The following is a 22,171-nucleotide window of genomic DNA, read 5'->3' on the forward strand; positions in this document are numbered from 1 at the left end:
ATTGCTCGAATTAAGATTTTCGGTAAAAATTAGAGAAATAAAGCGCAAAGAACAATTAAGGAAAATTCGTGAATTCGTGGCGAAAAAAAAATATACTATGAAGTTAAAAATTAAAATAACGGCAATCTGTTTTGGAATTTTTTCCTTGATTGCAAAAGCACAAAGTGACCTAAAACTTTGGTACGATAAACCCGCATCCATCTGGAACGAAGCTCTGCCTTTAGGCAACGGACGTTTGGGTGCAATGGTTTTTGGAGATCCGGCTGTAGAACGCTTACAATTGAACGAAGAAACGATTTGGGCAGGTTCTCCAAACAGCAATGCACATAATAAATCTATTAAAGCACTTCCAATTGTTCGTCAGTTAATTTTTGACGGAAAATTTGATGAAGCGCAGGATTTGGCAACGCAGGATATTATGTCGCAAACCAATGACGGTATGCCGTATCAGACTTTTGGAAGCGTTTATATTTCATTCAACGGACATCAAAAATATACCGATTATTACAGAGATTTAGACATTAGCAACGCTACAGCGAAAGTAAAATACAAAGTAAATGGTGTTGAATTTACAAGAGAGATTTTAACCGCGTTTTCAGATCAGGTAATTGTGGTGAAACTTAGTGCTAGTCAGCCGGGACAGATTACCTGTAATGTTTTCATGAACAGTCCGATTGATAAAACGGTTGCTTCGACAGAAGGAAACCAGATTATCCTTTCGGGAGTTGGAACTAACTTTGAAGGTGTAAAAGGAAAAGTAAAGTTTCAAGGCCGATTAACCGCTAAAAACAAAGGTGGCGAAATCGATGCCAGCAACGGCGTTTTAAGTATCAACAAAGCCGATGAAGTGACTTTATACATTTCGATTGCAACGAATTTCAAAAACTATCAGGATATTTCGGGAGATGAAATTGGGAAAAGCAAAGACTATTTAGCGAAAGCGGAAACAAAAGATTTTGAAACAATTAAGAAAGCCCACGTTGATTATTATCAAAAATTTTTCAACAGAGTTGCTTTAGATTTAGGTTCGAATGATTTGGTGAAGAAACCCACAAACGAAAGAATTAGAGATTTTTCAAAACAATTCGATCCACAATTGGCTTCGTTGTATTTCCAATTCGGAAGATATCTTTTAATTTCAAGTTCACAGCCAGGCGGACAGCCAGCAAATCTGCAAGGAATTTGGAACGATATGGTTACTCCGCCTTGGGACAGTAAATACACCACAAACATCAATGCCGAAATGAATTACTGGCCGGCACAAGTAACCAATTTGCAGGAAATGCACGAACCTTTTGTACAAATGGCAAAAGAATTAAGCGTTACTGGAGCAGAAACGGCTAAAACGATGTACAATGCCAGCGGATGGGTTTTACATCACAACACTGATATCTGGCGCGTAACCGCTCCGGTAGATGCAGCAGCTTCGGGAATGTGGCCGACTGGCGGTGCATGGGTTTGTCAGGATTTATGGGAAAGATATTTATATACCGGCGATAAAAAGTATTTAGCAGAAATTTATCCAATTATGAAAGGCGCAGCCGATTTCTTTTTAGATTTTATGGTTATAGATCCAAACACAAAATATTTAGTGGTTGTGCCGTCAAGTTCACCTGAAAATACACATGCAGGCGGAACTGGAAAAGCTACAATTGCATCGGGAACAACAATGGATAATCAGTTGGTTTTTGATTTGTTTAGGCATGTTATCGAAGCTTCGGCATTGGTTTCTCCAGATGCATCTTATGTAAAAAAAGTAAGTGATGCTTTGGCAAAAATGCCACCAATGAAAATTGGAAAACACAATCAGTTGCAGGAATGGCAGGACGATTGGGATAACCCAAAGGACAATCACAGACACGTTTCGCATTTGTACGGATTGTATCCGAGTAATCAGATTTCGGCAATTAAAACACCTGAATTATTTGAAGCGGCTAAACAATCTTTAATTTACAGAACAGACGAATCTACTGGTTGGTCAATGGGTTGGAAAGTAAATTTATGGGCGAGATTATTAGACGGAAATCATGCTTATAAATTGATTCAGGATCAATTGCATTTGGTAACAGCGGATCAAAGAAAAGGAGGAGGAACGTACCCAAATATGTTAGATGCGCATCAGCCGTTTCAAATTGATGGAAATTTTGGATGCACAGCCGGTTTTGCCGAAATGCTGATGCAAAGTCAGGAAGATGCGATTCAGTTATTGCCTGCTTTACCAGCTGTCTGGAAAGACGGAAGCATAAAAGGTTTAGTGGCAAGAGGCGGTTTTGTAATCGATATGACTTGGAAAAACAATAAAGTTTCGACTTTAAAAATCTATTCGAAAATTGGTGGAAACTGTCGCTTAAAAGTTGAAAATAGTTTGAGTGGTTCTTCAATCAAAAAAGCAAAAGGGAAAAATACAAATCCTCTGTTTTATGATGTAGAAGTGAAGAAACCTATTATTTCTAAAGAAGCAAAATTGCCTAAAGTACAATTGCCAAATTACAATATTTACGATGTGAATATGAAAGCGGGGCAGACTTATACTTTTACTGGGAATTAATATATTATAAGTCTAGTTTGTCATTTCGACGTAAGGAGAAATCACACAAGAAATTCCGCACAGAATGTCGCCAATCTTTGTCGAATCCCGCGTGTGATTTCTCCTTAGGTCGAAATGACAAAACGAAAAGAATTAAAAAGAAAAACTAATGTTGACAAATTTCAAACATAAAATAATAACACTTTCAATTGTAATCGCTTGTATAAACAGCGGTTGTAAATCTGGTGCAGTAGAATCCCAAAAAGGAAAATCGGTTATTTTAAAAGAAAAAAACTTCAAACATTATGTTGATTATTTCAATACAATGGAAGATGAAAATTTAAAATTCGCGATTCCGAATGACAGCGCGTGGGCCTGGATGGAAAAGAATATTCCGTTGTTTGAATGTCCACAGCAGAATTTTGAGGAAATCTATTATTTCCGTTGGTGGAGCGTTCGCAAACATATTAAGAATACACCACAAGGGTTTGCGATTACAGAGTTTTTAGTTGATCGTTCGTATGCCGATAAATACAATATGATCAGTTGTGCTTTGGGACATCATATCAACGAATTCAGATGGGTTCATGATCCGAAATACATTGAACAGGATGTCAAACTTTGGTATAGAGGAAATGATGGAAAACCAATGAACAAATTATATAAATTCAGCAGTTGGACAGCCGATGCTTTATATAATCGTTATTTGGTGAATAAAGATGAAAAATTCTTATTGGATTTGTATCCAGACATGGTTACAGATTATGCCGTTTGGGAAAAAGATCGTCAGAGAAAAGATGGTTTGTTTTGGCAGCATGATGTAAAAGACGGAATGGAAGAATCCTTAAGTGGCGGGCGTAAAGTACAAAATGCTAGGCCAACGATAAACAGTTATATGTATGGAAATGCTGTAGCAATTTCTAAAATGGCTGCAATGAAAGGCGATAAAGAAGCGGAAACAAAATTTAAAGCTAAAGCTGACATTTTACAACAATTAGTCGAAACCAAATTATGGAATTCTAAAAGTGAGTTCTTTGAAACTTTAACTCAAAAAGATACTCTGGCGCAGGTTCGCGAGGCGATCGGATTTATTCCGTGGTATTTTAATCTTCCTGAAAAAGGAAAAGGATTTGAAAAAGCTTGGGAACAAGTGAAAGATGAAAAAGGATTTTCGGCTCCGTTTGGTTTGACAACAGCAGAAAGAAGAAGTCCACGTTTTAGAACTCATGGAACAGGAACTTGTGAGTGGGACGGCGCGATTTGGCCTTTTGCAAGTTCTCAGACTTTGACTGCTATGGCGAATGTCCTAAATGATTACAATCAGAATTTTGTTGGAAAACCAGATTATTTCAAACAAATGGAATTGTATGTTCAATCACAATATTATAGAGGAAAACCTTATCTTGGCGAGTATTTGGACGAAACAACAGGCTATTGGTTAATGGGAGACAGGGAAAGAAGCCGTTATTACAATCATTCGACTTTCAATGATTTAGTGATTACTGGTTTGGTTGGTTTACGCCCGAGAGCTGATGAAAAGATTGAAGTGAATCCGTTGATTCCGCAAGAAAAATGGGATTGGTTTTGTTTGGATAATGTTCTATATCATGGCAATATTATTACCATTCTTTGGGACAAAACAGGAGAAAAATATAATAAAGGAAAAGGTTTTAGAATCTTTAAAAACGGAAAGGAAATTGCGGTTTCTGATAAATTAGAGAAGTTAGTTTCTGAATAATTTTAAACCCAACAGTTTTTAAAGCTTGTCAGGTTTAGCAGATAAAATTTATTTAGTTAAGAATAAATTTGGAGAAAACAGTATTAAATTATTCAATCAAAGATGGTGTATTTCATATTATATGGAATATGGTATTTGTGGTTTTAGGCATTTACTTTTTATCACTTATAAATGTTGAAAAATTTACATTTAAATTTAGCAATTTAGTATTACCAATTGTTGCTGTTTTGTTTATCGTCGTTTATGGGAAAAAAGCAGTGATGACTCTTTTTAATTTTCATAAAAAAATAATATTCTCACAAGAAGGATTAGAACTTAATGAGATTTTTTATGAATGGAAAGATATTGTATTTCCAAGAGTTATCGTCAAAACAGAACACACGGCAAAATACAATTTGTCATATAAGGAGTTTTACCTCACTTTTGTTTATAAGCAGAAAACGATCGAAATAAAAATAGATGATTACGATGTATCTGAAAATGAAATTAAGGAACTTCTAAAAAAATATACTCCAAAGTTTACACCAAACACTATGAGCGAAAATAAAACAGTTTACCAACCTATACATGATTTTGACCAGATCATCACTTTAGAGCAATATTATGATCTTGAATATGAGGATTCAGAAGAAGCGATTAAAGACATTCAGAAATTAGCGGTAAAAGATCTAGAGTCAGTAAAGCGTTTTTGTGAAAACAATCTTTATACACAACCTGATAAAGTTAGGTTTGTCTATTATGCATTGAGTGAGGATGAAGATCTTGATAAATGGGCAGATTTTCTTTCAGATGAATTCAGAAGGGTGTATCAAATAGGATTAGATCAAAATAATGTTAAAGAACTTTCTTCTGTTATTAATGAGATTATAGTCGAGACAATAGATTCCTATCGTGCAGAAGGGGTTAGAGAGGTATTATTAAAAGCTTTGGATCATAAGAATTTTGAAATTCGTTTAAACGCTTTGGAATTTCTTCCAGATTGGATTGATGAACAGGTTTTGAAGAGTAATTCAGCAATAGTATCCAAGCTGAGACAAAAGCTGAAAGATCCAGAGTGGAAAATACGCTGGGAAACAAGTAAGTTATTAGAACGAAATAAAATTGCTTTTGAGAGTTTAAGCACATTGGACAAATTAAGACGATTTATAAATCCTTAACAATCTAATTTTGAGCTTCGGAGAAGCTTAATATTTATAGCAAAATAAAGATCCAATTGATAAAAAGCTCCAGCGGAGCGATACCTATAGAAAATTATGTCGCCCCGCTGGAGCTTATTGAACTTGTTATTATAAAATCTATAAATATATCGTCCCTCTGGGACTTGACTTTATTTAAACAATACCATGAAAAAGTTTTTTTTACATCTTATCTTAATCATTTCACTTTTCACAATTTCGGCGAAAGCCCAAACCAAAATAATTGTGAGTGATTTAAAATGCGAAATGTTAACGAATCCAGAAGGGATTGATGTTTTACAGCCAAGATTGAGCTGGAAAATTAAAGCAGAGATAAACGATGTAAAACAAACTCATTATCAAATTTTAGCTTCTTCATCTTTAGAAAAACTAAATGCGGGAAACGGAGATTTATGGGATAGCGGAAAAGTACAAAGCGACGAATCTGTAAATGTAATTTATACTGGAAAAAAGCTAATAGACAGACAAGAAGTTTATTGGAAAGTAACGGTTTTTACCAATAAAGGAGAAATTCAATCAAAAGAAACGGCACATTTCAGTATCGGAATTTTAACTTATGCTGATTGGAAATCAACACGATGGATTGGTTATGAAAAAACTTCTCAAGGAGATAGTATTTCGCAGTATTCTCGATTATCAGCCAGATATTTAAGAAAAGAAATTGACTTGAAAAAGAAAGTCAAAAGTGCCAAAGTTTATATCATGGGAATGGGCTTGTACGAGCTATACATTAACGGAAATAAAATTGGAGATCAGGTTTTAGCGCCCGTTCCTACAGATTATACGAAGAATGTAAAATACAATGTCTTTGATGTGACTTCACAATTACAGGAAGGTAAAAATGCATTAGGAACGATTTTAGGGAACGGACGTTTTTTTACGATGCGTCAAGATTATAAACCTTATAAAATCAAAACTTTTGGTTATCCGAAAATGGCTTTGCAGTTGTTTGTAGAATATACAGATGGAAGTAAAGATGTGATTAGAACCGATGATACTTGGAAAATTACAACCGATGGACCAATCTTATCCAACAACGAATACGACGGCGAAGAATATGATGCCCGTAAAGAAATGAAAGGCTGGAATACCATTAATTTTAATGATAAAAAATGGTTTTCGGCAGAATATGTTCAAGAGCCAGGCGGATTCTACGAAGGACAGATGTCGGCGAATATGAAGATAAAACGCGAAGTAAAACCTATTTCGATCAAACAAACATCAAAAGGAACTTATATCTTAGATATGGGACAAAATATGGTGGGCTGGCTACAATTGAAAGTAAAAGGAAATGCGGGCGACAAAATCACAATGAAATTTGCTGAATCTTTACAGCCAGATGGTTCGTTATACGTTGCGAACCTTCGTGATGCGAAAACGACCGATATTTATACGTTAAAAGGTGAAGGCGAAGAAGTTTGGGAACCGCGTTTTATTTTTCACGGATTTCGATTTGTGGAAATTTCGGGTTTCAAAACCAAACCGACATTAGACAATTTCGTTGGAAAAGTCGTTTATGATGACATTGCCACAACAGGAACTTTCGATTCTTCAAACCCAATTATGAATCAGATTTTTAAAAATACTTGGTGGGGAATTAGTGGAAATTATAAAGGAATGCCAATCGATTGTCCGCAGAGAAACGAACGTCAGCCTTGGTTGGGAGACAGAACAACGGGAGCTTATGGAGAAAGTTTCTTGTTTGATAATCAAACGTTATACGCAAAATGGTTAGATGATATTAAAAATGCCCAGACTATCGATGGCGGAATTCCAGATGTGGCACCAGCTTTCTGGCGTTATTATGGTGATAATGTGACTTGGCCGGGAACTTATATTACAGTTGCCGATATGTTGTATCAGCAGTTTGGAGATAAAAAAGTGGTTGAAAAACAATATCCGTCTATGAAAAAATGGATGGATTACATGGAAGAAAACTATTTGGTTGATGATATCATGATCAAAGACAAATATGGCGATTGGTGCGTTCCACCAGAATCGCTGGAATTAATTCGTTCCAAAGATCCTTCTCGTTTAACCGATGGTGAATTGATTTCGAGCGCGTTTTATTATCAGCTTCTAAATATCATGAAAAAGTTTGCTGTGATTGCCAATTCGCAAAATGATATTAAACATTATGATGAATTAGCTTCAAGAATAAAAAAAGCATTCAACGCTAAATATTTTAATGCATCCAAAAACAATTACGCCAATAATACCGTAACTGCCAATTTACTGCCTTTGACTTTCGGAATGGTTCCAGAAGAATTACAGCAAAAAGTTTTCGAAAATCTAGTGCATGAAGTTGAAGTGACAAAAAACGGTCATGTAAGTACGGGCGTTATTGGAACTCAGTTTTTGATGCGAACGTTAACCAATTTTGGTCGTGGCGATTTGGCTTTCAAATTGGCCTCAAACAAAACCTATCCAAGCTGGGGTTATATGGTCGAAAATGGCGCAACAACCATTTGGGAACTTTGGAATGGAAATACTGCCGATCCAGCAATGAATTCGCAAAATCACGTCATGCTTTTAGGCGATTTATTGATTTGGTATTACGAAAATATGGCGGGAATCAAAAGCAATCCTGAAACTCCAGGTTTCAAACAAATTATTATGAAACCAGATTTTAATGCTGGATTGACTTATGTAAATGCCTCATACGAATCGATTTACGGGACAATAAAAAGCAACTGGAAAAAAGATAAAAAAGGTTTGGTTTGGAATATTACCGTTCCCGCAAATGCATCTGCGGTAGTTTATCTTCCAACAAACAATATTGAAGCTATTTCAATTAATAAACAGAAGCTGGATAAGACTTCTTATACTTATTCGGTAGAAAAAAATCAAATAATTGTCACTCTTTCGTCAGGAAATTTTGCTATTAGCGTTAAATAATCTGCATTTTTAATAATTCGGGACAGTACAGGATACATTGTTAATTTTTTGGTGTTATTTTTACACTTATTAAATATTTTTACCTAAAAAAATGTTAGGCGTGTATTTATAGTCAAAAAAAATAATTCATAATTTAATTAAGAATGAAGTTAGCAAAATTAGCATTTGTCTTGTTTGGACTTTTCCTTTTAGGAAGCTGTAAATCGGCTTTGGAGAAAAAGACTTGGAAAGAAGGAATTTTAGTAGATGAATTTATTTATGATAAAGCACCTTATCCGTCTTGCCATGCCGTTACAATTGTCGAAGCTACAAATGGTGATTTAGTTGCCTCATGGTTTGGTGGAACTCACGAAAGACACCCAGATGTTTGCATATATGTAGCTATCAAACCAAAAGGAAGTGATAAATGGGGAGAAGGTGTAAAAGTTGCCGATGGTGTGATGAAAGAAGGGCCAAGATTACCAACTTGGAATCCGGTTTTATATCAAATTCCAAGAGGCGATTTAATGTTATTCTACAAAATAGGACCAAAACCATCAGAATGGTGGGGCGTAATCAGAACTTCATCTGATGGCGGAAAAACTTGGTCTGAAGCACAAAAAATGCCAGATGGTTTTTTAGGGCCAATCAAAAACAAACCTGTTTTATTAAGCAATGGAACTTTATTATGTCCGTCAAGTATTGAAGGCGACGGCTGGAGACTTCGTATGGAATCTACTCCAGATTTCGGGAAAACTTGGGTAATGGGAGATACACTTCCAAGAGGAAAACAAAAAATAAATGCCATTCAGCCAAGTATTTTATTTCATAAAGACGGAAGTATTCAAGCGATCGGAAGAACTCGAAATAGAGCAATTTTTAGCACATTCTCAAAAGATAACGGAAAAACTTGGTCGGATGTAGAATTAATCGGACTTCCAAATAACAACTCAGGAACTGATGCGGTTACACTTAAAGACGGCAGACATTTATTAGTTTATAATCATGTTTTGCCTCCTGGAAAAGAAGCAAAAGGGCCAAGAACGCCTTTGAATGTTTCGGTTTCTAAAGACGGAATTCATTGGAACGCTGCTTTAGTTTTAGAAGATTCAAAAATCAGTCAATATTCTTATCCTTCAATTATTCAAAGTTCAGACGGAATGGTGCATATCGTGTACACTTGGAGAAGGGAAAAACTGAAATATGTAAAAGTAGATCCAAGTAAATTAGTGGCGCTTCCAATTAAAAACGGAATTTGGCCAGGCGACGAAGGAAAAGTAGTTACAGCAGTAAAAGCCGAAGAAGAGTAAAATAAATTGAACCATTAAGAGATTAAGAAAGTTAAGTTGTTGTATCTATTTATTCTTTTAAAAAGAACATTAAGCTTAATTTTCTTCATCTTCTAATGATAATAATAAAAAGTATTGAAGCTTAATTTCCTTAATGCCTTAATGGTAAAACCAATTAACATGAAGCTAAATAAAAATTTAATTGTTGTATTGTTTGTTGCTTTATCAACGACATTTAATAGCTGTGCAACGGCTCAGTCTTCTAATAAAAAGCAAAAATATAAGGTTGCAGTTTGTGACTGGATGATTTTAAAAAGACAAAAACTAGGTGCTTTTGGTTTGGCCGCTGAAATAAAAGCAGACGGAATCGAACTCGATATGGGAGGTTTAGGAAACAGACCAACATTTGACAGTAAATTAGGCGATCCAGTTGAAAGACAAAAGTTTTTAGATAAATCGAAAGAAACTGGAGTTGGAATCAGCTCAATTGCCATGTCTGGATTTTATGCGCAGTCTTTCGCGACAAGAGAAATCACACCAATGATTGCCGATTGTATTCAGGCTATGAAAAACATGAAAGTAAAAGTGGCCTATCTTCCGTTAGGAACACAAACCGATTTGGTTAAGAATCCTGAATTACGTCCAGAAGTGATCAAAAGACTGCAATGGGCAGGAAAAGAAGTAGGGAAAATAGGCGGTGTAATTGCGATTGAAACCTCTTTAGACGCGACAGAGGAGAAAAAACTTTTAGACGAAGTCGGTTCAAAATATATTAAAAGCTCTTTCAATTTTGCGAATGCTTTAGATAATAAAAGAGATATTTCATCAGAATTGAAAATCTTAGGAAAGAAATATGTATCTCAAATTCACGCTTCAAACACCGATCATTTTTGGTTAGAAAATGACAAAGCGATCGACATGCCAAAAATCAAAGAAACTTTGGATGAAATGAAATGGCGCGGATGGCTAATAGTAGAGCGTTCTCGTGACGTAACGCAAGTACATAATGTTAAAGCCAATTACGGAGCAAACGTAGCTTATTTGAAGAAGATTTTTCAGAATTAAACAATAAACAGTGATCAATATGTAATCGTTAAACAACACAATTTTTCACTATAAATCTGCGTGATTTTTTTACGCAGATTTTATTCTCATTTTTTGTCATCCCGAGGAACGAGGGATCTCCACAAGTAACTCTACAAAGATTGATAATTACTGTACGGAGCTACTTGTGGAGATTTGCTTCGCCTGTTCGCTATCGCTCGGGTCTCCTTCGTCGAAATGACAAACTAGATGGGAATTTTTAATGTATAAAATTAAAATACTATGAAATATTTACAATTACTTTTTTTATGTCTTTACGTCTCTTTCGCGACAGCGCAGAACATCACAGTAGTTAGTGATCCGAGTTCGCCGAGAGCAAAATTTGGAGCAGAGAAATTATCTGAAACACTTTCAGCAAAAGGGTTCAGTGTAACTTCTTCTGATAAATTCAAAAAATCAAAAGATAAAATAATTGTAATTGGAGAAAAAGGAACCGATTTTTGGAAGAAAAACGCGAAAAGCGCTAAAATCGATGATAGCAAATTAACCAAGAAAGAAGGTTTCCAGATTCGCACACAAAATAATGTAATTTATGTTGAAGGAACAGATGCTTCAGGAGCTTTGTATGGAGCTTTAGAATTAACAGATAAAATTAAAGCTTCAGGAAAACTTCCTTCAGAAATTAATATCGAAGACAGTCCAGAAATGGTTTTGCGTGGAGCCTGCATCGGAATGCAAAAACCAGTTTATCTTCCAGGACGTGATGTTTACGAATATCCATATACACCAGAAACTTTTCCGTGGTTTTATGATAAAGCTTTATGGATAAAATACTTGGATATGCTGGTAGAAAACCGCATGAATTCTTTGTATTTATGGAACGGACATCCGTTTGCTTCTTTAGTGAAACTAAAAGAATATCCATTTGCAGTTGAAGTCAGCGACGAAGATTTCAAAAAGAATGAAGAAATCTATAAATTTCTGACTGTTGAAGCTAACAAAAGAGGAATCTGGGTAATTCAGATGTTCTACAATATTATTGTTTCTAAGCCTTTTGCAGAGCATTATAATATTAAAACGCAAGATCGTTCAAGACCTATTACGCCTTTATTGTCAGATTACACGAGAAAATCTATTGCTGCTTTCATCGAAAAATATCCAAACGTTGGATTGATGGTTTGTTTGGGAGAAGCCATCAATACCGTTGATGATGATGTAGAATGGTTTACCAAAACTATTATTCCGGGTGTTCGTGACGGTTTACAAGCATTAGGAAAAACAGAAGAACCGCCAATTATCCTTCGTTCTCACGATACAGACGGACCTTTGGTAATGGAAAAATCACTTCCGTTATACAAAAACCTTTACACAGAAAGTAAATATACAGGAGAATCTTTAACGACTTATACGCCGGGCGGACCTTGGGGAGAAACGCACAAACAGTTGAGTTCTCTTAAATCAATTCATATCGAAAATGTTCATATTCTGGCAAATCTAGAACCTTTTAGATACGGTTCGCCAGATTTTATCCAAAAAACAGTAAAAGCGATGCACAGCATTCACGGAGCAAATGCGCTACATTTATATCCGCAAGCGTCGTATTGGGATTGGCCGTATTCGGCAGATAAAACGAAATCAGGAGAGCGTTTATTAGAAATGGATCGCGATTGGATTTGGTACAAAGCTTGGGCAAGATATGCTTGGGACAGCAAAAGAGATCGTAACGAAGAAGTTAAATTTTGGGATAATGATTTAGCAGCGAAATTCGGAACGACTCAAGAAGCAGCAAATAATATTTTAAAAGCTTACGAAGAAACAGGAGAAATCGCTCCAAAGACCTTAAGACGTTTCGGAATCACAGAAGGAAACCGTCAAACCTTATTGTTAGGAATGTTCGAAAGTCAGTTGGTAAATCCTTCAAAATGGAGAGTTTATCCGGGATTCCATGAATCTTGCGGACCAGCAGGAGAATTGCTTTTAGAATATGCTAAAAAAGAATGGAATAAAGAACCGCATTCGGGCGAATTGCCAACGCAAATTATTGCTGAAATTACAGAACACGGAAGATTGGCCGTTGAAGCAATAGATAAAGCAGAAGCCAGCGTAACCAAAGACAAAGAAGAATTTGCACGTCTTAAAAATGATATGCATGCGTATAAGGCTTTTGCCGATTTCTTCTCAGAAAAAGTAAAAGCAGCTTTATTGGTTTTAAGATACAGTTATTCAAATGATATTACAGATTTAGACAAAGCTTTGCCTCATTTAGAAAAAAGTATCGAGTACTATGAGTTATTGGTAAAACTAACAAAAGATACGTACTATTATGCCAACAGTATGCAGACTGCTCAACGCCGAATCCCGATTGGAGGAGACGACGGGAACAACAAAACATGGGCAGAATTATTGCCTCATTATGAGCGTGAATTGGCTAATTTTAAAAGAAATCTAGAGAAGCTAAAATCTTCTAAAGATGGTAAAATCGAAACCAAAGAAGGTAAACCTTGGAAAACAGCCGAAGTAACTTTTATCGACGAAAAACCAGGAACGTATTTAGTAAAACCAGGAACAAAAGTCTATGGAACAGATATTTCTGAGTTAACTAAAATTGCTCCTGAACTTCAAAACCTTAAAGGATTTTCATTCGTAGAAAACGATCAAAACGAAAAAGGAACACATTTGAAGTTTAGAAATACAAAAGCGGTTAAATTAGTTGTCGGGTATTTCAATTCAGATCAGAAGAGATTCTTATTGCCACCAAGTTTAGAAACTGACGCCGCAGGAAATGCGCACGGTCAAGCCGAAGTGATTCTGGCAAGTGCAATGAATTTAAAAGAGTTACCACGTGTAAACATTCACACCTATACTTTCCAGCCGGGCGAGAATAAATTAGATTTAGGAAAAGGAAAAGTATTGATTTTAGGTTTTATCGATGCAGATCAAACCATATCACCACGCGATGTTGGATATATCGATGCAGGAGAAAAAGCAGCTATTGACTGGTTGTTTTATTAGTTTGCGTTTCCTGCAAGGTTTTCAAAACCTTGTAGGTATTCTAAATGAACGTTAAAAAGTAAACCTACAAGGTTTTGAAAACCTTGCAGGAAATAGAAAATATGAATAGAATAGTTTTTTTTATTTTTTGTTTTTTTTCAAGCCTTTGCTTTGTTTGGAGTCAGAGCAAAGATTCAGGGAAGTTTCGTAAAGAAATTTCGCTGAATTCGTCTTGGGAAACCGTAATACTGGATAATCTTCCGCTGAAAGAAGAAGATTTTGTAGAAAATCCAAAAACTGATTCCAATTGGCAAAAGGTTAGTGTGCCTCACAATTGGGATCAGTATTATGGTTTCAGAAGAACAAAACATGGAAATTTACATGGTACCGCCTGGTACAAAAAAATACTAAAACTCGATAAGAAAGACAGTTCAAAACAACATTTTCTCTATTTTGAAGGCGTAAGTTCGTATGCAACTGTTTGGGTAAATGGTAAAAAAGTAGGAGAGCACAAAGGTGGAAGAACTACTTTCACTTTAGATATTTCCAAAGCAGTTTCTTTCGATAAAGAAAATGTTATTTTAGTAAAAGCAGCGCATCCCTCTTTTATTGCAGATTTACCTTGGGTTTGCGGTGGCTGTTCTGGAGAATGGGGATTTTCAGAAGGTTCTCAGCCAATGGGAATTTTTAGGCCAGTTTCATTGGTAATTACAAACGATGTTAGAATTCAGCCTTTTGGTGTTCATATTTGGAATGACAAATCGGTTTCAAAACAAAAAGCGATTCTTCATACTACAACCGAAATCAAGAATTACAGTACTTTACAGCGAAATTTAACTATCGAAAATATTCTTTTGGATGCTTCGGGAAAGAAAGTTGTTATTACAAAAAGCTACAACAAAATCAATTCGGGAGAAACAAAAGAAATAGCTCAGACACTTCCTGAGATTCAGAATCCGAAATTATGGTCGCCATCCAATCCGTATTTGTACAAATTGGTGACTTCAGTTTACGAAAACGGAAAAGTAATCGATCAGTTAGCAACGCCTTACGGAATTCGGTGGGTGAGCTGGCCGGTAAGTCGTGACGGAAAAGACAATCGTTTTTTCATTAATGACGAACCTGTTTTTATAAACGGAGTTTGCGAGTACGAACATTTAATTGGAAAAAGCCATTCGTTTTTGGACGAAATGATTCATTCCAGAATCGAACAGATAAAAGCAGGCGGATTTAACGCTTTTAGAGAAGCGCATCAGCCTCATAATTTATTGTATCAAAAAGAATTAGACGAAAACGGAATCTTATTTTGGAGTCAGTTTTCAGCACATATTTGGTACGATACGCCTGAATTTAAAGAAAACTTTAAAACCCTTTTGAGAGAATGGATTAAGGAACGCAGAAACAGTCCGTCGGTGGTTATGTGGGGATTGCAGAATGAAAGCACGATCCCGAAAGAATTTGCTGAAGAATGCACTCAGATTATTCGAGAAATGGATCCGTTATCAGCTTCACAAAGGATTGTAACAACTTGTAATGGTGGAGAAGGAACAGATTGGAATGTTGTTCAAAACTGGTCAGGAACTTATGGCGGAGATCCTTTAAAATACCATCTAGAAATGACAACTCAGCTTTTAAATGGAGAATATGGCGCTTGGCGTTCAGCCGATTTACATACAGAAGGTGAGTTTGACCAAAAAGGAACTTTGAGCGAAAACCGTTTTTCTCAATTAATGGAAATTAAAGTTAGAGAAGCCGAATCGGTAAAAGATAAAATTGCGGGACAATTCAACTGGCTTTTTGCTTCGCATGAAAATCCGGGACGAGTGCAGAACGGAGAAGGTTTTAGAGACATTGACAAAGTCGGGCCAGTAAATTACAAAGGACTTTTTACGATTTGGGGCGAACCTCTGGATGCGTTTTATATGTATCGTGCGAATTATGTTTCCAACAAAACCAATCCGATGGTGTATATTGTTTCGCATACTTGGCCAAGCCGTTGGGAAAAACCGGGAATCAAAAACGGAATCGATATTTATTCGAATTGTGATGAAGCAGAATTGTTTAATGATGTCAATAAAGCTTCACTTGGAAAACTAAAAAATCCGGGAATCGGACAGCATTTTCAGTTTAATAATGTCAATATTCAATACAATGTTTTATATGCCGTTGGTTATGTAAATGGGAAAGCGGTTGCTAAAGATTATATCGTTTTAAATAATTTTCCAAAAGCACCAAGTTTTGATGCTTTAACCACTAATAAAGCAGATATTACAAAAGCCAAAAGCGGTTATAATTACATTTATAGAGTAAATTGTGGTGGTTCTGAATTGACAGATTCTGCTGGAAATACTTGGTTAACGGATACACACAAAAACGGTCAAAATACTTGGGGTTCGTTATCATGGACAGATAATTTTGAAAAACTTCCAGACTTTTTTGCCAGTCAAAGAACAACTTTCGATCCAATAAACGGGACAAAAGACCCTGAATTATTTCAAAGTTTTAGATACGGAGTTGATAAATTGCGCTACGAATTTCCTGCACCAGACGGAGAATATTTGGTTGAATTATATTTTGCGGAACCGTGGTACGGAACAGGTGGCGGATTGGATTGCAAAGGCTGGCGTTTGTTTGACGTAGCAATTAATGATAATGTTGTTTTAAAAGATTTCGATATTTGGGCAGAAGCTGGACATGATAACGCTTTGAAGAAAACATTTAAAGTAAAAAGTACAAACGGAAAAATTGTGATTTCATTTCCAAATGTAAAAGCTTCACAAGCGATTATTTCTGCGATTGCGATTGCAACAAAAGATATTCATGCAAGACCAGCAGCCGAATCTTCGAAAAATATTCAGAATTTGGTTTTAGATTCTTATGATAAAACTAACAAAGTAGCTTCATGGCTGGATATTAATTCAAAACAATATTCAGATTCTGATGTTATTTTTACCGAATTGCCTTCTGAGGTTTTTGGAGCAGATTATTTACAGTTTTCAGTTAATCCAAAAAACAAAGGATCATTTATAGCTAAAGAAGAATCGACAATTTATGTTTTAGTTGATAGTAAAATCAAAGCGTTAAGCTGGCTTTCAGATTATAAAAAAATAGAAGAAAAAGCGAAAAACAGCAGTGGAATTTTATTTGATGTTTTCACTAAAAAAGTAAAGAAAGGCGAGAAAGTTCTTTTTGATAATTCTGAAACAATATCTTCGATTGCAGTCGTTCCAACGTACGATATGGGCGAAAAAGACGATTCAAGGCCAGTTGTAGTCATAGAAGCCGAAAAAACAAAAACAACAGGAACAGGAATCGAAAAAGGAAATTTCAAAAAAGCCGATTATATTGAGTTCACAAAAAAGACAAACAATAGTATTGAGTTTGAAGTAAAACCAGGAGTTGCCGGAATTTATTTAATGCGTTTCCGTTTTATGAATAGAAATGAAACGCCATTAAAAGTCAAATTCAAAATGGAAGATGCGTATGGAATTTTAATGCGAAACGACACAATTGAGTTTTTCCCTTCGCCAGAAAAATGGAAGATTTTAAACACAACATCAGGTGGTTATATCAATGCAGGGACGTATAAAATTACGTTGGAAGGTGATGATTTGAAGGGGTTAATGTTGGACAATTTCGAATTTCAGTAAATAAAAAATTAATCTCGCAAAGTCGCAAAAGCGCAAAGAAAATTAAACCATATAAGTAATATAAGACAATTTAAGTTTTGTCTTAATTGAACTTACATAACTTATATGGTTAAGGAAAAAAACTTTGCGTCTCTGGGCCTTTGCGAGAGAAAACTAAAGAATATGATTTTAAAAAAAATTACAATTGCCTTATTGTTTTCAGTATCAGTTTTTGCACAAAAACAAGCCAGAATTGTGGAAGATTTCAACAAAAACTGGAACTTCAAATTAGGAGATCATCCAGAAGCGATAAATTCTAATTTCAATATATCAGATTGGAGAGCACTTCAATTGCCGCATGATTGGAGTATTGAAGGTGCTTTTGATAAAGATGCTAAAACCAAGCAAGCACAAGGATTTTTACCTGCTGGAAAAGGTTGGTATCGTAAAGTATTTACAGTTCCTGCAAATTGGAAAAACAAAACAGTTTCAATTGAGTTTGATGGTGTTTTTAAAAACAGTGAAGTTTTCATAAATGGGAAATCATTAGGAATTCGTCCAAATGGTTATATCTCTTTTGGTTATGATTTGTCTCCTTATGTAAATTATGGACAGGCTAATACAATTGCTGTAAAAGTCGATAACGATGCACAACCCAATTCAAGATGGTACACGGGTTCTGGGATTTATAGAAATGTACGTTTGGTTGCAACTAATAAAATTCATGTAGCAAAATGGGGAACTTATGTAACTACAAGAATTATTTCTAAAGAAAAAGCTGTTGTTGATATTGATATTGACGTTAAGAATGATTTGACTAAGAACAAACTTTTTAAGTTAGTCTCGACAGTTTTAGATAAAAACAATATTGAAGTAGCAAAAGGAATTTCTGATGGAAATATTCCTGCAAATTCAATATTACAAGTTAGACAGAATATCAATATGGAAAACCCAATTCTTTGGGATACAGAAAATCCATATTTATATAAAATAAGCACTAAAGTTTATGATGGCTCAACTTTAATTGATACTTATGAAACACCGCTTGGATTTAGATTTTTCAATTTCGATTCAGAGAAAGGATTTTCTTTAAACGGTGTTCCAACTAAAATTTACGGCGTTTGTCTACATCACGATAATGGCGCTTTGGGTGCGGTAGAAAATATTCATGCGGTTAGAAGAAAACTGACCTTAATGAAAGAGATGGGAGCTAACGCGATCAGAATGTCTCATAATCCGCATTCTTTAGAAATGATGCAATTGTGCGACGAAATGGGATTCATTGTTCAGGACGAAGCTTTTGACGTTTGGAAAAAGAAAAAAGTAACCAACGATTACCACAAAGATTGGGATGCTTGGCACAAACAAGATTTAGAAGATTTTATCAAAAGAGATCGTAATCATCCATCGGTTATGATGTGGAGTATCGGGAACGAAATTAGAGAACAGTTTGATTCGACAGGAATTGCGATTACAAGAGAATTAGCTAAAATTGTAAAATCACTAGATACAACACGTCCTGTAACTTCCGCTTTGACCGAAAATCTAATCGAGAAGAACTTTATTTACCAGTCGGGAGCTTTGGATCTTTTGGGTTTCAATTACAAACATGAAGATTACAAAGATTTTCCAACTAAATTTAAAGGGCAGAAAATTTTGGCATCAGAGAGTGTTTCGGCTTTAGAAACTCGTGGACATTACGATCAATCGGATGCTATTAAAGCGTGGCCAATCAAACACGGTGCTCCGTTTGACGGAAATGCAGATTGGACGGTTTCGGCTTACGATCAAGTAAAATCGTATTGGGGCGCAACGCACGAGGAAAACTGGAAAACGATTAAAAGTCAGGATTTCATGGCGGGAACTTTTATCTGGACAGGGTTTGATTATATCGGCGAACCTGATCCGTATCCGTATCCTGCGAGAAGTTCATATTTTGGAATCGTTGACTTAGCGGGACTTCCGAAAGATGTGTATTATATGTACCAAAGCGAATGGTCGAAGAAAACAGTTCTGCATATTTTACCGCATTGGAATTGGATAAAAGATCAGGAAATTAACGTTTGGGCGTATTACAATAATGCCGATGAAGTAGAATTATTCTTAAACGGAAAATCGCTTGGCAAAAAATCAAAACAAAGTGATGATCTGCATATTGAATGGAAAGTGAAGTTTGAACCTGGAACTTTAAAAGCAGTTTCGAGAAAAGCAGGAAAAGTAGTTTTAGAAAAAGAAATCAAAACTGCGGGAAAAGCTTCAAAAATTGATTTGAAAGCTGATAAAACTTCCATTAAAAACGATACTTATGATCTGGTTTATGTAACCGTTTCAATGCTGGACAAAGACGGAAACTTAGTACCAAACGCAATGGATTTAATTAATTTTGAAGTTACTGGAGGAGGAAAATTAGTTGGAGTTGATAATGGATATCAGGCTAATTTGGAGTCGTTTAAAGCGAATTCCTGTAAGTTGTTTAATGGGAAATGCGTTGTGATTATTCAATCTAATGGGAAGAGTGAAAATATTCAGTTGAAAGCGACGGCTTCTGGTTTACAAGCTTCAACAATCAAAGTTGAAGTGAATTAATCTCGCAAAGTCGGAGAGGCGCAAAGTTTTTGAACCATATAAGTTATATAAGATAATTTAAGTTTAAACTTATTTTACTATATAACTTATATGGTTTATTTTTTATCTAACTAATCCAGCTTTGCCATTGTACAATTATTTGCCATTTTCCTTTTATTTTTTTCAGATATATAACATCACCATTTCCACACAATCCACCGCATTCATAATCTAATTGTACATAAGCACTTTGTCTATCTAAAGAAAAAACTGGTATCGTCATCTCATAAAATCTTGATCTTTGCTTGTTTTCTCTTCTTTTTTCAATTTTTTCTATTGTGGTTGCATTTAATTTATCAATTATAGCTTTTTCTATTTTTAGTTTTTTAGGATTGGAGTTTTGTTTCAATAGATACAAAGAATCTTTGGATGAGAAAAAAGTAACTCCTTTTATTTTAGTAGGGACTAAATTAGTAATGTATATGCCATCTTGTTTTGGCAGAAGTACAAAATCATCATTTGTTTTCTTTGGTGGAATATAAATATTCAGTTTTATAAGTTCACTGCAAAACATAATTGAATCTTCATTTTTTGAAAAAACATTTAAGCTATCCTGAATGATAACAGCTTCAACCACTTCATTAATGTCTTTAATTTTCCCAGTACTTAAATTGTAGTTTTCCTTTTTGTTCTCACAATTACAAAAAGTGAGGATAATGAAAATGTAAAAAATTATATTTTTCATAAAAAAGTATAGTTGACTATTATCAAATATAAAATAATCTTTTAGTATAAGTTATCTTCTTAATTAAAACTTATATAACTTATATGGTTTAATTTTTTCAATAAACTTTGCGTCTCTGCGACTTTGCGAGATTCTTTATACATTTATAAAAAAAACAAATGACACCTACTTTTTTTGCAGATCAGAACGATTTTAGAAAATGGCTCGAGAAAAATCATCAGAAAGAAAAAGAACTTTTAGTTGGTTTTTATAAAGTTACAAGCAAAAAGCCTTCTATGAGTTGGTCAGAATCGGTTGATCAGGCGCTTTGTTTTGGCTGGATTGATGGCGTTCGAAAATCTATTGATACGGAAAGTTATACGATTCGTTTTACTCCAAGAAAACCTTCTAGTATTTGGAGTGCGATTAATATCCAAAAGATAGAAGATTTGACAAAAGAGGGGTTAATGACTGATGCTGGTTTGAAAGCTTTTAGTTTTAGAACCGAAAATAAGTCTAAGATTTATTCGCACGAAAAAGAACCTGTTCCGCTTTTTGAATCGTATGAAAAAGAGTTTAAAAACAACAAAATCGCTTGGGAGTTTTTTGAGAAGCAAGCTCCTTCATACAAGAAAGTTATGATTCATTGGATCATGAGTGCAAAACAGGAAAAAACACAACTCTCAAGACTTGAAAAAACTATTTTAGAAAGCGAAAAACAGAAAAGAGTTCTATAATATTTAGAATAAAATCGTTACTTTAGTGATCTGACTTTAAGTGAAGTATGGAAAAAGAAAATACCACAACAATTAAAGGGGAAATTTTGCTGGGTATTATTTTTGCCTTAGAATTATATGCCTTGCCTGTACAGTTTTATTTGCTGTTTAAAAATCCTGAATTTACTTTTTTTAGCGCAGCAGTTCGTTTTTTCAGTTTCTTTACTATTACAACAAATAGTATCGTTTTTCTTTGCAGTGCTTTTTTATTATTTGGTGGCAAAAGCAGGGCAAATGCTTTCTTTAGAAAGTGTACTACTATTACGGCCATTACAGTTTATATATTGATTGTTGGAATTGTTTTTAACTTACTTCTTCGCCCAACTCTCCATTTAGAAGGACATCATCTTATTGTAAGCGAAATTTTCCATAGTGTCGTTCCCATTTTATTTTTGGTTTTCTGGCTGTTTTTTGTAAGTCCAGAAAAGATCTCTTTTAAAACCATTTGGTTTTGGCTAGTTTACCCGATTATCTACATGATTTATACCATATTTCACGGTTTTATTTCTAGCTTTTATCCTTATCCTTTTATTGATGTTACAAAACTCGGATTGCAAACGGCACTCGTAAATGGAGTTTTTGTTCTAATTGCTTTTGTGGTTTTGTCTGCGATTTTGATTTCGATTTCAAAAATTAGGACTAAGAAGATTAGCTTGGAGGACTAAAATAAAATATGCAATCTTCTAGTCAGGAATTGACAAAAAAAGGAACTTTCTTCTTTCCTTCTTTCTCCTGAAATTTTTCTATGAACTTCCGATGGCATTAATTTAATAGAACAAAAATATCTTCATTTTTGTATCTAAACTTTACTTTTG

Annotated in this window: 12 protein-coding genes; 11 read left to right on the forward strand and 1 reads right to left on the reverse strand. The window is 34.9% G+C overall.

Going from position 1 to position 22,171, the window contains the following annotated elements:
• Nucleotides 1–97 precede the first annotated feature (97 nt).
• The 9 genes from JI750_RS17310 (at nucleotide 98) to JI750_RS17350 (ending at nucleotide 19,877) form a co-directional block, all read left to right on the forward strand.
• Entirely contained in the window at nucleotides 98–2,548 is a 2,451-nt protein-coding gene (locus JI750_RS17310; RefSeq protein WP_202004958.1) for a glycoside hydrolase family 95 protein, read from the forward strand.
• Nucleotides 2,549–2,696: 148 nt separating this feature from the next.
• Nucleotides 2,697–4,265, forward strand: coding sequence for an MGH1-like glycoside hydrolase domain-containing protein (locus JI750_RS17315; protein ID WP_202004961.1), 1,569 nt, complete (start codon nucleotides 2,697–2,699; stop codon nucleotides 4,263–4,265).
• Between the two features lie 68 nt (nucleotides 4,266–4,333).
• Nucleotides 4,334–5,422 (forward strand): HEAT repeat domain-containing protein, encoded by a 1,089-nt coding sequence (locus JI750_RS17320; protein WP_202004964.1) that lies wholly within the window; start codon nucleotides 4,334–4,336, stop codon nucleotides 5,420–5,422.
• Between the two features lie 186 nt (nucleotides 5,423–5,608).
• Entirely contained in the window at nucleotides 5,609–8,359 is a 2,751-nt protein-coding gene (locus JI750_RS17325; RefSeq protein ID WP_202004967.1) for a glycoside hydrolase family 78 protein, read from the forward strand.
• Between the two features lie 143 nt (nucleotides 8,360–8,502).
• Nucleotides 8,503–9,648: a sialidase family protein gene (locus tag JI750_RS17330; protein ID WP_202004970.1), complete on the forward strand. Its 1,146-nt coding sequence runs from the start codon at nucleotides 8,503–8,505 to the stop codon at nucleotides 9,646–9,648.
• A gap of 159 nt (nucleotides 9,649–9,807) precedes the next feature.
• Nucleotides 9,808–10,692, forward strand: a complete 885-nt coding sequence (locus JI750_RS17335) for a sugar phosphate isomerase/epimerase family protein (RefSeq protein ID WP_236673075.1) — start codon at nucleotides 9,808–9,810, stop codon at nucleotides 10,690–10,692.
• 261 nt (nucleotides 10,693–10,953) lie between these two features.
• Nucleotides 10,954–13,683: an alpha-d-galacturonidase gene (locus JI750_RS17340; protein WP_202004972.1), complete on the forward strand. Its 2,730-nt coding sequence runs from the start codon at nucleotides 10,954–10,956 to the stop codon at nucleotides 13,681–13,683.
• Nucleotides 13,684–13,784: 101 nt separating this feature from the next.
• A complete protein-coding gene (locus tag JI750_RS17345) occupies nucleotides 13,785–17,312 on the forward strand; it encodes a malectin domain-containing carbohydrate-binding protein (RefSeq protein WP_202004975.1) in 3,528 nt (1,175 codons plus the stop codon).
• Nucleotides 17,313–17,474: 162 nt separating this feature from the next.
• Complete coding sequence (locus JI750_RS17350; protein WP_202004979.1) at nucleotides 17,475–19,877, forward strand: glycoside hydrolase family 2 TIM barrel-domain containing protein; 2,403 nt, start codon at nucleotides 17,475–17,477, stop codon at nucleotides 19,875–19,877.
• A gap of 106 nt (nucleotides 19,878–19,983) precedes the next feature.
• On the opposite strand, the gene JI750_RS17355 is transcribed toward JI750_RS17350, so the two are convergent.
• Nucleotides 19,984–20,601, reverse strand: a complete 618-nt coding sequence (locus JI750_RS17355; RefSeq protein WP_202004982.1) for a hypothetical protein — start codon at nucleotides 20,599–20,601, stop codon at nucleotides 19,984–19,986.
• Between the two features lie 158 nt (nucleotides 20,602–20,759).
• On the opposite strand from JI750_RS17355, the gene JI750_RS17360 reads away from it, so the two are divergent.
• Both JI750_RS17360 and JI750_RS17365 read left to right on the forward strand, forming a co-directional pair.
• Entirely contained in the window at nucleotides 20,760–21,317 is a 558-nt protein-coding gene (locus JI750_RS17360) for a YdeI/OmpD-associated family protein (RefSeq protein WP_202004985.1), read from the forward strand.
• Between the two features lie 47 nt (nucleotides 21,318–21,364).
• Nucleotides 21,365–22,021: a Pr6Pr family membrane protein gene (locus tag JI750_RS17365; RefSeq protein ID WP_202004988.1), complete on the forward strand. Its 657-nt coding sequence runs from the start codon at nucleotides 21,365–21,367 to the stop codon at nucleotides 22,019–22,021.
• Nucleotides 22,022–22,171 lie beyond the last annotated feature (150 nt).

This window comes from Flavobacterium tagetis (assembly GCF_016735615.1).
GTDB lineage: Bacteria > Bacteroidota > Bacteroidia > Flavobacteriales > Flavobacteriaceae > Flavobacterium > Flavobacterium tagetis.

Coding starts and splice junctions, on each gene's coding strand:
- JI750_RS17310 (WP_202004958.1), top strand. CDS start 98: ATGAAGTTAAAAATTAAAATAACGGCAATCTGTTTTGGAATTTTTTCC.
- JI750_RS17315 (WP_202004961.1), top strand. CDS start 2,697: ATGTTGACAAATTTCAAACATAAAATAATAACACTTTCAATTGTAATC.
- JI750_RS17325 (WP_202004967.1), top strand. CDS start 5,609: ATGAAAAAGTTTTTTTTACATCTTATCTTAATCATTTCACTTTTCACA.
- JI750_RS17330 (WP_202004970.1), top strand. CDS start 8,503: ATGAAGTTAGCAAAATTAGCATTTGTCTTGTTTGGACTTTTCCTTTTA.
- JI750_RS17335 (WP_236673075.1), top strand. CDS start 9,808: ATGAAGCTAAATAAAAATTTAATTGTTGTATTGTTTGTTGCTTTATCA.
- JI750_RS17340 (WP_202004972.1), top strand. CDS start 10,954: ATGAAATATTTACAATTACTTTTTTTATGTCTTTACGTCTCTTTCGCG.
- JI750_RS17345 (WP_202004975.1), top strand. CDS start 13,785: ATGAATAGAATAGTTTTTTTTATTTTTTGTTTTTTTTCAAGCCTTTGC.
- JI750_RS17350 (WP_202004979.1), top strand. CDS start 17,475: ATGATTTTAAAAAAAATTACAATTGCCTTATTGTTTTCAGTATCAGTT.
- JI750_RS17355 (WP_202004982.1), bottom strand. CDS start 20,601: ATGAAAAATATAATTTTTTACATTTTCATTATCCTCACTTTTTGTAAT.
- JI750_RS17360 (WP_202004985.1), top strand. CDS start 20,760: ATGACACCTACTTTTTTTGCAGATCAGAACGATTTTAGAAAATGGCTC.
- JI750_RS17365 (WP_202004988.1), top strand. CDS start 21,365: ATGGAAAAAGAAAATACCACAACAATTAAAGGGGAAATTTTGCTGGGT.